Annotated in this window: 13 protein-coding genes and 1 pseudogene; 5 read left to right on the top strand and 9 right to left on the bottom strand. The window is 67.9% G+C overall.

Translation table 11 applies throughout. The features are described 5' to 3' along the window. Positions 1 to 10: 10 nt before the first annotated feature. Positions 11 to 814 (bottom strand): hypothetical protein, encoded by an 804-nt coding sequence (locus AB0I19_RS14065; RefSeq protein WP_357148454.1) that lies wholly within the window; start codon positions 812 to 814, stop codon positions 11 to 13. 352 nt (positions 815 to 1,166) lie between these two features. Here AB0I19_RS14065 and AB0I19_RS14060 point away from each other — a divergent pair, with 352 nt between their 5' ends. Then, entirely contained in the window at positions 1,167 to 1,478 is a 312-nt protein-coding gene (locus AB0I19_RS14060; protein ID WP_357148452.1) for a hypothetical protein, read from the top strand. A gap of 18 nt (positions 1,479 to 1,496) precedes the next feature. Here AB0I19_RS14060 and AB0I19_RS14055 read toward each other — a convergent pair. Further along, positions 1,497 to 2,204: pseudogene (locus AB0I19_RS14055) on the bottom strand (formate/nitrite transporter family protein); the annotation flags it as partial. A 151-nt stretch (positions 2,205 to 2,355) separates the two neighbouring features. On the opposite strand from AB0I19_RS14055, the gene cynS reads away from it, so the two are divergent. Further along, positions 2,356 to 2,805, top strand: a complete 450-nt coding sequence (gene cynS, locus AB0I19_RS14050) for a cyanase (RefSeq protein ID WP_357148450.1) — start codon at positions 2,356 to 2,358, stop codon at positions 2,803 to 2,805. A 99-nt stretch (positions 2,806 to 2,904) separates the two neighbouring features. Here the strand turns inward: cynS and AB0I19_RS14045 are convergent, their stop codons facing one another. Then, positions 2,905 to 3,888 (bottom strand): DMT family transporter, encoded by a 984-nt coding sequence (locus tag AB0I19_RS14045; RefSeq protein WP_357148447.1) that lies wholly within the window; start codon positions 3,886 to 3,888, stop codon positions 2,905 to 2,907. Between the two features lie 38 nt (positions 3,889 to 3,926). Between AB0I19_RS14045 and AB0I19_RS14040 the strand changes: the two genes are divergently transcribed. Beyond that, on the top strand, positions 3,927 to 4,457 hold the full coding sequence (locus tag AB0I19_RS14040; RefSeq protein WP_357148444.1) for a CGNR zinc finger domain-containing protein: 531 nt from the start codon (positions 3,927 to 3,929) through the stop codon (positions 4,455 to 4,457). Positions 4,458 to 4,527: 70 nt separating this feature from the next. Here AB0I19_RS14040 and AB0I19_RS14035 read toward each other — a convergent pair whose 3' ends face one another. After that, positions 4,528 to 5,154, bottom strand: coding sequence for a hypothetical protein (locus tag AB0I19_RS14035; protein WP_067485109.1), 627 nt, complete (start codon positions 5,152 to 5,154; stop codon positions 4,528 to 4,530). 169 nt (positions 5,155 to 5,323) lie between these two features. Next, positions 5,324 to 6,580 (bottom strand): FAD-dependent oxidoreductase, encoded by a 1,257-nt coding sequence (locus AB0I19_RS14030; protein WP_357148441.1) that lies wholly within the window; start codon positions 6,578 to 6,580, stop codon positions 5,324 to 5,326. A gap of 126 nt (positions 6,581 to 6,706) precedes the next feature. Here AB0I19_RS14030 and AB0I19_RS14025 point away from each other — a divergent pair, with 126 nt between their 5' ends. Together AB0I19_RS14025 and AB0I19_RS14020 are read left to right on the top strand one after the other, a co-directional pair. Beyond that, positions 6,707 to 7,039 carry a metalloregulator ArsR/SmtB family transcription factor gene (locus AB0I19_RS14025; RefSeq protein ID WP_067485870.1) on the top strand — a complete coding sequence of 111 codons (333 nt, stop codon included), beginning with the start codon at positions 6,707 to 6,709 and terminating at the stop codon, positions 7,037 to 7,039. Then, complete coding sequence (locus AB0I19_RS14020) at positions 7,036 to 7,515, top strand: SRPBCC family protein (RefSeq protein WP_357148438.1); 480 nt, start codon at positions 7,036 to 7,038, stop codon at positions 7,513 to 7,515. Before AB0I19_RS14025 ends, AB0I19_RS14020 begins: the two co-directional genes overlap by 4 nt. A gap of 33 nt (positions 7,516 to 7,548) precedes the next feature. Here AB0I19_RS14020 and AB0I19_RS14015 read toward each other — a convergent pair whose 3' ends face one another. The 4 genes from AB0I19_RS14015 to AB0I19_RS14000 form a co-directional block, all read right to left on the bottom strand. Further along, a complete protein-coding gene (locus AB0I19_RS14015) occupies positions 7,549 to 8,538 on the bottom strand; it encodes a pirin family protein (protein ID WP_357148435.1) in 990 nt (329 codons plus the stop codon). Next, positions 8,535 to 8,849: a GNAT family N-acetyltransferase gene (locus AB0I19_RS14010; RefSeq protein WP_357148432.1), complete on the bottom strand. Its 315-nt coding sequence runs from the start codon at positions 8,847 to 8,849 to the stop codon at positions 8,535 to 8,537. Before AB0I19_RS14010 ends, AB0I19_RS14015 begins: the two co-directional genes overlap by 4 nt. Positions 8,850 to 8,948: 99 nt before the next feature. After that, complete coding sequence (locus AB0I19_RS14005; protein ID WP_357148430.1) at positions 8,949 to 9,959, bottom strand: aldo/keto reductase; 1,011 nt, start codon at positions 9,957 to 9,959, stop codon at positions 8,949 to 8,951. Continuing rightward, positions 9,956 to 10,417 (bottom strand): MerR family transcriptional regulator, encoded by a 462-nt coding sequence (locus AB0I19_RS14000; protein ID WP_067641856.1) that lies wholly within the window; start codon positions 10,415 to 10,417, stop codon positions 9,956 to 9,958. The genes AB0I19_RS14005 and AB0I19_RS14000 overlap by 4 nt, the downstream gene beginning before the upstream one ends. Positions 10,418 to 10,425: the final 8 nt, after the last annotated feature.

The following is a 10,425-nucleotide window of genomic DNA, read 5'->3' as shown; positions in this document are numbered from 1 at the left end:
CGTTTCCGGGTCAGCGGATGCGCGGGCAGGTTTTTCCCGCGATATGACAGCGTTCCTCGAAGCCGTGGGGTAACCACGAGCCGCTGATCAGCTGCGGGTGCTGGGGGAATCTCGCATGGCCGGCGATCAGGAAGGCCGGTGCCGCCCATGGTGTCGCCAGTTCGAGGTAGTGCGAGGTGGATGCTTCGGTGAAGCGGATCCGCAGTCGGTCGGGTTGGGGCAACTCGATGTGCTCCAACGCAGTGAGCGGGATCGGTGACGAGCGGTAGTGGTTGGTGAGGTGGATCCGATGATTCGTGAGGGTGATCCGGCCGCTCGGTTCCGGTATCCAGCGCGGCGCCATCGCCTGCTCGCGGGCCGCTGTCGCCGCGGCGTTGGCCGCCCGCGCGGCTTCGGCCGCCGCCCACACCATCTGGGCCGCCATCTGCTGGTTTCGCTGCCTGGCGTTGTAGGCCGCCGCACTGGCTGCCGTGCGCGCCCGCTGGATGTCGCGCCGCGAACTGCCGCGTGCCGGGAGGACGACCGGCGTCGGCGGGGTGAGGTTCGCGATGATCGGCGGGGCGATCGTCAGTGGTGGCGGCGGCGGTACCTCGGGGCTGCGAAACGCCGCCCACATACCCGGCCCTTCGCCGAGACAGATCTCCTGCTCCGCCAATCTGATCGTGGTCGGGTACGGTTCGAGCGCCGAGATCCCACCCTTCCGCAACCGCGACAGCGTCTCACAGGCGTAGACCAGATGGTCATCGACCTGATTCCACCCGACCCGCGCGGCCAGCGCCCGCTCGACCTCCTCCATCGGATCGTGCATCTTCACCGCCTGGATCGTGCCGCATCGAGATCAATCCAGAATACCGGCACCACCGTCCTCTGCCTCCGCTCGTCTTTTCCGGGCCCTCTCGATGACCGAAAACTCGGTTCCAACGCAGCCGCCCAGGATGACCTCGCCGCGTTCGGCGGCTTCTCGCAGTGGGGGAGCGGGCATGCCGTACGCGGTTCGAGTCATCGCGCCATCGCAGTCGGGACAGCGTGGCACGTAAGCCTTCTTCTTCACCGGTTGAGCGTGCCGTATCGAACTTCGTTGCGATGAGGAATCGGTGTGGCCGGCCACGGGCGGTACGCGTAGATTTCGCCGGGTGAGATCTCAGGTAGTCGTGGTCGGGTTCGCTGTGATCGGCGTACTGGCGTCCGTGTTCATCGCCTATCAGGTTGTGACTCATTGGATGTCGGAGCAGGTGGTCGTCAGCTGCCGTCCTGATTCCGGCAGGTCGTACTGCGTGTACCACCGCACCACACCCGGCCTGCTGGCGCCCGAACACGAAATGCATGTCGGAATCGCAGACAATCGTGGGCTGTTCTATGACATCCCGTATTCGGTGGCCGACGTCCAGGCTGCCTGGAACACCGAGACCGGCCTCCTGACGATCACGATGCCGGGCACCGAGCTGAGGATCGCGGAGGCGGAGTATCGCGATCGGTAGGCACGGTGTCGCTGAGAATCACTCCACCACAGTGGGTTCGGGTCGGCGGCGGGGTGGGGCGGTGCGGGCGTGGGTGGCGTAGAGGGTGAGGCCGACGAAGGTGAGGCCGCCGACCAGGTTGCCTACCACCGTGGGGATTTCGTTCCAGATCAGGTAGTCGCCGATCGAGAAGTCGCCGCCGAGGAGTAGGCCGGAGGGGAAGAGGAACATGTTGACGATGGAGTGTTCGAAGCCCATGTAGAAAAACAGCATGATGGGCATCCACATCGCGATCACCTTGCCCGACACCGAGGTCGACATCATCGCGGCGACCACGCCGGTGGAGACCATCCAGTTGCACAGGACGGCACGGATGAACAGCGTGAGCATTCCTGCGGCGCCGTGGTCGGCATAGCCCACTGTCCTGGATTCGCCGATGTCACCGAGCTTTTCGCCGACCACGCTCGGGTCGACGGAGAATCCCATGGTCAGGATGATCGCCATCATCACGGCCACCGTGAACGCGCCGGCGAAGTTGCCGACGAAGACCAGCCCCCAGTTCCGCAACATCGACCGCACCGTGACTCCGCGCCGCTTGTCGATCAGCGCCAGCGGTACCAGCGTGAAAACCCCTGTGAGCAGGTCGAATCCGAGCAAGTAGAGCATGCAGAACCCGACCGGGAACAGGACGGCGCCGAGCAGCGGCTCCCCGGTGTTCACGGTGATGGTCACTGTGAAGGCGGCGGCTCTTCATAGTGCCTCTGGCGCAGGAGTTTTCGCCGTGGAGGTTGCCTGCCGATCACGGCAGGTTGCCCCCACGTAAATAGTGGTATTCCACTATGGTGGGCAGGTGCCTCCCGATGGCAGGCTGGCGGCGACCCCGAATCGAGGAGCCAGCATGCAACCGATCCTGCCCAAGTCCGCCGCCGCCGATCTGATCGTCGCCGCCCGTCTCCGCAAGGGCATCACGTGGGCGAGCATCGCGGAGTCGATCGGCGCACCACTGGTCTGGACGACCGCGGCTCTGCTCGGCCAGCACCCGATGACCGAGGAACAGGCGGCCGCCGTCTGCGGGCTGCTCGACCTCGACGACACCGTCGCCGAAAGCCTGCGCCTGCAACCGTCCCGTGGTGCCGACCCGGCGCAACTGTCCGACCCCACGATCTACCGCCTGGTCGAGGCGGTTTCGGTCTACGGTCCGGCACTCAAGGCACTCATCCACGAGGAGTTCGGCGACGGCATCATGAGCGCCATCAACTTCAACATCGACATCGCTCGCCGCCCCCACCCCGACGGCGACCGTGTCGTCATCACCCTGGACGGCAAGTTCCTCGACTATCGCTGGTGAGCGAGGGACTTCGAGCAGATTGCCCGCGGCCTGCTTGCTGCCGCGGCCGAGCAGCGAGGACGCGGGCGCCGCGTGTCCCCGGACGACCGAGGACAGGACTCATGTCCGGTCGAGTTGGGGTTCGGCAGTGGGGGATTCGGGGTCGCCGACGGTGGTGACGGCGGGTTCGCCGAGGCGGACGGCGATGACGCCCAGGAGGATCAGGGTGCCGCCGAGGAGTTGGATGGGGCCGGGGGCTTCGCCGAGGAGGAGCCAGGCGAAGACCAGGGCGGCCAGGACTTCGGTGAGGGCCACGAAGGAGGCCAGGCGGGAGCCGAGGCGGCGGGTGGCGGCGATGCCGGTGACGTAGGAGATGGCGGCCGTGACGATGCCGATGAGGAGGATGGGCAGCCACCAGGGGGTGGTGAAATCGTCGAAGACGACGGGGTTCGTGGTGGCACGCAGGGGGACGATGCCGATGGTTCCGGCCGCGAGTAGGACCACGCCGCCGATGAGGAGACCGCCCGCGGCGAGGACGGTGCCGGGCAGGTCGCTGCCCTGGTCGGAGAGCACGAAATAGGTTGCGGCGCCGACCATCGAGCCGAGGGCCCAGACGATGCCGACGGGGTCGGTGGAGACGCCGGAGACCACGTCGAGCACCAGCATCAGGCCGGTGATACCGAGAATCGCACCGGCGACAGTCGCCGCGCCCGGACGCTGCCGGTGCCGCACCCACAACCAGCCGACCACCGCGATCGGCGCCGCGAATTCGATGAGCAAGGCGGTGCCGACCTCCATACGCGCGACGGCGTTGAAGTAGGCGAGCTGCGTGCCCGCTACGGCGACCAAACCGTAAGCGACGATGAGTTTCGCGTTGTCGCGCAACAGGTTCCGATTGTTGCGCAGATGCGGCCAGGCCAGCGGCAACAGCACGACGCCTGCGAGCAGCACCCGCACGGCGACCACCGCGGCCGCACTCCAGCCCGCGTTCATCAACCCACGCGCGAGTGGCCCGGAGAGCCCGAACGACGTGGCCGAGGCCAGGGCGAAGAGCAGGCCGGTGCGCAGCCGCCGGGCCGTCGCGTCATGAGTCAAAGTCTCCATGACTAATGACGGTAGGAACCATGGCGTAATCTGTCAACATGGTTTTTGCTCATGACACCGAGGCAGCGCTGCTGTCGGCTGTGGAGCTGGTGAATTCCGCCGTCGAGCCGGACACGCTCACCGAGATCGCCCAGCTCGACGAGTTCTTCGTCCGGCACGACTACACGGGCGCGCACCGCGGCGACGCGGCGGAACTCGCCGAGGTACGCGCCCTGCGCGGCCCGCTACGCCGGTTGCTGACCAGCGACCGCGACACCGCCGTCACACTGGTGAACGAGATCCTGCGCGAGCACCGCGCCGTGCCGCAGCTGGTCCGCCACGGCAGCGTCGACTACCACGTGCACGCCGTCCCCGCCGAGGCCGCGCTCCCGGTGCGCATCGCGGTGGAAACCGCCATGGCGATGATCGATGTCATCCGCGCCGACGACCTGAGCCGCCTCTCGATCTGCGCCGACGACGACTGCGAAGGCCTGGTCCTGGACCTGTCCCGCAACCGCTCGAAGCGCTACTGCAGCACCACCTGCGGCAACCGCAACGCAGTCGCCGCATACCGGGCACGTCAGCGTTGACGCGGACGGCGCACGAAACGGGGTGAGTGCTACCGATCCCGCGATATGACGCGGGATCGCGGGTTGCGACTCAGGGCGCCCCGGTGACGTACGCGATCGCGGTGTCGATCGCCGGCTGACCACCGGCCATCGCGTACCCCGCGAGCGCACCGATGGCCGCACCGGCGACGGTCGCCACGGGCACCGTGATGAAGTCGAGGACGAACAGCCCGAGGGGGAAGCCGAGGACGAATCCGATGGCCGCGCCGATCGCCGCGCCCTGGATGATCTGCGGTTGCAGCCGTTGGGTTTCGGCGAAGAAGCGTTCCTGCGCGCTGATGTCGCGGACGGGGGTCTCGGATTCGCCGACCGGGGTGAGGGTGAGTCGCGAACCTTCGGCGTCGATGCTGGGAGTGAGCGGCACCGCGTGCTCGCCGACCCGCACGACCATCGGCAGCGCTGCCACTACCGCACCCGAATCATCGGTGATGGCAACGACTTTCGCGTCGTGGACGAGCTCGAAGCGACCGGTGTCGATGCTGGTGACCACCGCGCGCCGGTCGTCGGTCGCGCTGACCTCGTAGTTCACGCCCTTGTCGACCCCACGCAGGCCGAGGGGTTCCGGGGCGGGCGCCGGCTCGGCGTGTCCGATCCCGACTCCCGCGACACCGACTCCCACCGCCAGCACCGCCGCGCCGAACATCTTGCCGAACCTCATCGCGCCATCCTCCTGCTGCCCGCACCGGGCCACGCACGCCCGGTCATCGCGGCAAACTTAGCCGCTGATCAGCTTTTCGGAAAGTTCTCACCGCTTGGTTCCGCCCTCGCGACTCAGGCGTCGGGCAAGGCCACAACCAACAGTCGTGATCGGCGTACGAATCCACAGTTCAGTGAGCTGGATTCACAGGGTCCGCACCGACGGGTGGACGCCGGGCGAAGTCGGGCGCGTGCTCCGGCCGAAGTCCGATACCGCCCAGGTACGCGGTGAGCCCGGCGAGCGCGGGCATCGCGTCGACCACACGCAGCGGCAGCGGTGCGGCGTCCAGATCGCCGCGCAGGGCGGGGGCGATGAGCAGCTCGTGTTCGCCGCGCTGCGAGCGCTGGGTGAAGCTCGCGGGCAGCATCCGCCTGCGCTGCACCTTGTCGAGGTCGGCGGTGGTGACGGTGCCGTCGAGCAGGGGTCGCGCGAGGAGGCGGGCGGCGGCGACGGCGTCCTGGATGGCGAGGTTCACGCCGACACCGCCGACCGGTGACATGGTGTGCGCGGCGTCGCCGATGCAGAGCAGGCCGGGCACGTACCAGCGTTCGAGCATCCCGACGGTCACCTCGAGCAACTTGACGTCGTCCCAGGACCGGATGTGTGCCAGCGACTCGCCCGGCCAGTCGAACAGCTCGCCGATCCGATCCCGCAGCCACTGCACGTCGTGCTCGGCGCGCAGCGTTGCGTCGCAACCCTTCTCGATGATGTATCCGGTTTGGTAGTAGTCGCCGCGATCGATCGCCACGGCCGAGTTTCCGCTGGTGAAACGGGTCTGTACGGCGCCGCTCGCACTGTCGTCGACGGCCTTGGGGATGCGGAAGAACCACATGTCCATCGGTACGTCCTCGCTTCGCTGACGCAGGCCCGCCGACTCTCGTGCCACGGAATCGCGTCCGTCGCAGGCGATGACGAGGTCGGCGCGCAGCGTGTGCGTGTCGCCCGTCGCGTCGAGGTAGCGCACGCCGACGACCGTGCCGGACTCCTGGACGAGCCCGGTGACGGTCGAGCGCATCCGCAGGGTGAACCCGGGTTCCGTGGCGGCGGCCCCGGCCAGCAGGTCGAGGAAATCCCACTGCGGCACCATCGCGATGTGCCGGTAGCGGCCGGGGACCCGGGTGAAGTCGGCGGCGACCACCATGCGGTCGCCCGCGTAGACGCGCAGGGTGGTCAGCGCGGACTGGGGGAGACGGGCGAATTCGGTACCGAGCCCGAGCTGGTCGAGCAGTCGAATCGTCGACGGATGGACGGTGTCGCCGCGGAAGTCGCGAAGGAAGTCGGGGTGCTTTTCCAGCACGGTGACCTCGACGCCCGCCCGCGCGAGCAGCAGGCCCGCCATCATTCCGGCCGGCCCGCCGCCGACGATGCAGCACGTTGTCTTGTCCATCGTTTTCCCCTCCGCCGGAATGTCTACGACGAAGCGTAGTAGTAAATCCCGCTGTCGGTACAGCGAATTCGGCAAACTCCCGACCGCCTCTTGACGCGCCGTGCCCCGCGCGCAATACTGAACTAGATGGTTCAGTATGACTTCCTAGACGCCTCGTTCGGGGCGCTCGCGGACCCCACCCGGCGGGGCATCCTCGAGCATCTCGGTCGTGGGCCCGCCACCGTCAGCGAGTTGGCCGAGCGGTTCGAGATGACGTTGACCGGCATCAAGAAGCACATCGGGTTGCTCGAGGATGCGGGGATGGTGGTCACCGAGAAGCGTGGTCGGGTGCGGTACTGCCGTATCGGCGAGCACGTGTTCGATCGGGAGGTGGCCTGGATGCAGGGTTATCGGCAGATGCTGGAAGCCCGGATGGACCGTCTCGACGAATTCCTGCGACGAACGGAGCCAGAGCAATGAGCACCACAATCAAGGACGCGGTCATCACCTCCACCTCGGACCGCGAAGTGCACATCGAACGCGATTTCGACGCACCGCTGGATCGGGTGTGGGACGCCTACAGCCGCGTCGAGCAGCTGTCGCGCTGGTGGGCGCGCGGCCACGAGGTCGACATCGAGCGCTGGGAGTTCCGCAAGGGCGGCCACTGGCGTTTCGTCGAGCACGAGGGCGACGAGTCCTACGGTTTCGAGGGCCGCTTCCGCGAGATCACCCCGAAGGAGCGGATCGTGCAGTCCTTCGAATGGGACGGTATGCCCGCCCACATCTCGATCGACACGACCACCTTCGTCGACCTCGGCAACGGCCGCACCCGCGTGGTCACCGACAGCATCTTCCACACCGCCGAGGAATGCGCGGGCATGCTCGCCTCCGGCATGGAGACCGGCCTCAACGACAGCTACCGCGCCCTCGACGCCCTGCTCGCCGGAAACCGCTGACCGCGCCCGGACTCACGACGCAGGCCCGGCTGCTCAGCTGTGCGAGCAGCCGGTCGCGCGTTTACGCGGCTTCAACCGCAGCGGCGGCAGCGGCGGAGCGGGAATCCGCTCCTGGTCCGGATGGTCGACCACCTGCCCGAACCGGCTGGTGTCGTGGGCTTCCCACGCCTCGCGCGCCGCGACGATCTCCTCGTGACTTCGCCCCACGAAGTTCCACCACATCACCAGTTCCTCCGTGAACGGCTCACCGCCGATCAGGGCGAAATGCGCGCGGTCGGTGCTCGTCAAACGCACCTCGGCCCGATCGGTGCCCAGGTACAGCAGCGGTCCGGGACCGAGCTCGATGCCGTCGACGACGACCGCGCCCTCGACGACGAGCACCGCGTGCTCGAAGGCGCGTTCCAGCGGTAATCGCACGTCGGCGCCGGGATCGAGGACGATGTCCGCGCCGACGATCGGCGTATAGGCCTTCGCCGGTGAGATGACGCCGCCCAGCGAGCCGATCAGCACGGTCGCCCGCAGTCCCGGTTCCTCGTATACGGGCAGCTCGCGGTGCTGTTCGAAGTGCGGTTCGACGCCGGTCGCGTTGTCGGGCAGGGCGATCCACAGTTGCAGGCCGTTGCCCGCGTTCGCGCCAGGTACGCCGAACTCCGAATGCGCGATGCCGCGACCGGAGGTCATCAGGTTCAGCTGACCCGGTTCGATCCGCACATCCGAACCCACCGAATCGCGGTGCCGGATCTGCCCGTCGAACGGCCAGGTCACCGTCTGCAGGCCGATGTGCGGGTGGGGCAGGATGTCGGGCGAGGCGCCGGTGCGGGTGACGGTGGGCGAGCCGAACCGGTCGAGGAAACACCACGCGCCGACGGTCGGCAGATCCCGTTGCGGCAGGGTGCGTTCCACGTACACGCCGCGCACACCGCCGAGCGGGACCTCCCTGGCCGGGTACAGCTCGGTGATCGGGCCGGGGCTCGGCGACGGTTCGCACAGCACCTCGGTGGGGTCGGCCTCGAGGTCGCTCATCCGGGGATGCCCTTGCCGACCACGTGCGCGTCGAACTCGGGGTGCTTGTCGAGCCAGCCGCGGATGAACGGGCAGTGCGGGGTGATGGTTCGCCCGCGCGCGATCACGTCCTCCACGGCGTAGCGGGCCAGCTTGCTGCCGAGGCCCTTGCCGCCGAAGGCGTCGTCGATCTCGGTGTGCACGAAGTCGGTGTCGTTGCCGCGCTCGATGTACTCGGCGAAGCCGGCGAGTTCGTCGCCGTAGAAGATGTCGTAGCGGTTCTTGTCCTGGTTGCGGACGACACGGGCCTGCGACGCGGTGGTCTCCGACATCTTGCGCTCCTTCCGCACCGCCGACAGGTGCGCTCGTGACTTGGTATACCGACCAACCCGGGCGCGGCGTGAGTATTCCCGGCCGCGCCCGATCCGATGCTATTCCCGTCCCGCCGAGGTGAACGACATGTCCGCGTACCGTGGGCCCGCCACCTGTCCGGCGATCGGTTCCAGCGTCGCGAGTTCGTCGTCGCTGAGCCGCACCCCGGCGGCCGCGACGTTCTCCGCGAGCCTGCCGCGCTTGCGGGTGCCCGGGATCGGCACCACGGGAAGACCGTGTGCCTCGGCGCGCGTGTGCACCCATGCGAGAGCGACCTGAGCCTGGGTGATGCCGTGTGTTCGCGCGATCGCCGCCAGCGGTGCGAGGAGTTCGGCATTGCGTTCGGCGTTGGCGCCGGTGAAGCGGGGCATCCGCTGCCGGAAGTCGTTGCCGCCGAGGCTGTCCGCATTGCGGAACGCGCCGGTGAGGAACCCGCGACCCAGCGGCGAGTACGGCACGAACGTCACGCCGAGTTCGGCCGCGGCGGGCACGGCGGTGCGCTCCACATCGCGGGAGAACAGCGACCACTCCGACTGCACGGCCGCGATCGGGTGCACCGCGTGGGCGGCGCGCAGTTCGTCGCCGGTCACCTCCGACAGGCCGAGCGCGCGCACCTTGCCCGCGGTGACCAGCTCGGCCATCGTGGCGACGGTGTCCTCGATCGGCACGGCCGGGTCGCGGCGGTGCATGTAGTACAGGTCGATGGTGTCGACACCGAGCCTGCGCAGGCTCGCGTCCACGGCGGCGCGGATGTATTCGGGGGAGTTGTCGAAACCGCGGAACGCCGGATCGTCGGCCTTGCGCACGATGCCGAATTTGGTGGCGATCACCAGCTCGTCACGGTGTTCGCGGACGAAACCGGACAGGAATTCCTCGTTGTGGCCGGAGCCGTAGATATCGGCGGTGTCGAACAGGGTCACGCCGAGTTCGAGGGCGTGCTCGAGGGTGGCCCGGGACTCGGCCAGGTCGGAGTCGCCGTAGAACTCGCTGATGCCCATGCAGCCGAGACCCTGGATGCCGACCCGTCGGCCGTCGGCGCCGAGGGTGGTGGTCGGCAGAGTGGTGCTCATGTATCGGTTCCTTCGCTCGTGTGCGCGGTGAGCGTGACGGGCGGGACCAACTCGGATCGGCCCTCGTACACGGCGATCTTGTAGTCCAGCACGGCCACGGTCTTCTGCAGTTCCGCGATCTTGTCGAGCACGTCGGCCCTGGTCTGCCGGAACATCTCCAGCCGTTGCGGGAAGGTCTGCTCACCCGCCCGCACCAGTTCGGCATACCGGATCATGTCGGCCACCGGCATGCCGGTCGTGCGCAGCCGCGCGATCAGCTCCAGCCACTCCAGATCACGATCGCTGAAGCGGCGGTTGCCGGTGTGGTCGCGACCGATGTAGTTCATCAGCCCGATCCGCTCGTACCAGCGCAGCGTGTCGCGACTGAGGCCCGACCGCTCGGCGACCTCGCCGATCGAGTATTTCGGGCGCTCCCGTTCGTTCGCGCTGTCGGTGTGCCGAACCGCTTCCGGATCCATCGTGCTCG

The sequence above is a fragment of the Nocardia sp. NPDC050413 genome (assembly GCF_040655475.1).
GTDB lineage: Bacteria > Actinomycetota > Actinomycetes > Mycobacteriales > Mycobacteriaceae > Nocardia > Nocardia coubleae.
This window is presented reverse-complemented; position numbering and strand designations above follow the sequence as displayed.

What these genes read in the sequence shown, in the direction of transcription:
- AB0I19_RS14020 (WP_357148438.1), top strand. Translation starts at nt 7,036, where the DNA reads ATGAGCACCACAATCAAGGACGCGGTCATCACCTCCACCTCGGACCGC.
- AB0I19_RS14000 (WP_067641856.1), bottom strand. Translation starts at nt 10,417, where the DNA reads ATGGATCCGGAAGCGGTTCGGCACACCGACAGCGCGAACGAACGGGAG.
- AB0I19_RS14040 (WP_357148444.1), top strand. Translation starts at nt 3,927, where the DNA reads ATGGTTTTTGCTCATGACACCGAGGCAGCGCTGCTGTCGGCTGTGGAG.
- AB0I19_RS14035 (WP_067485109.1), bottom strand. Translation starts at nt 5,154, where the DNA reads ATGAGGTTCGGCAAGATGTTCGGCGCGGCGGTGCTGGCGGTGGGAGTC.
- AB0I19_RS14005 (WP_357148430.1), bottom strand. Translation starts at nt 9,959, where the DNA reads ATGAGCACCACTCTGCCGACCACCACCCTCGGCGCCGACGGCCGACGG.
- AB0I19_RS14015 (WP_357148435.1), bottom strand. Translation starts at nt 8,538, where the DNA reads ATGAGCGACCTCGAGGCCGACCCCACCGAGGTGCTGTGCGAACCGTCG.
- AB0I19_RS14010 (WP_357148432.1), bottom strand. Translation starts at nt 8,849, where the DNA reads ATGTCGGAGACCACCGCGTCGCAGGCCCGTGTCGTCCGCAACCAGGAC.
- cynS (WP_357148450.1), top strand. Translation starts at nt 2,356, where the DNA reads ATGCAACCGATCCTGCCCAAGTCCGCCGCCGCCGATCTGATCGTCGCC.
- AB0I19_RS14045 (WP_357148447.1), bottom strand. Translation starts at nt 3,888, where the DNA reads ATGGAGACTTTGACTCATGACGCGACGGCCCGGCGGCTGCGCACCGGC.
- AB0I19_RS14030 (WP_357148441.1), bottom strand. Translation starts at nt 6,580, where the DNA reads ATGGACAAGACAACGTGCTGCATCGTCGGCGGCGGGCCGGCCGGAATG.
- AB0I19_RS14025 (WP_067485870.1), top strand. Translation starts at nt 6,707, where the DNA reads ATGGTTCAGTATGACTTCCTAGACGCCTCGTTCGGGGCGCTCGCGGAC.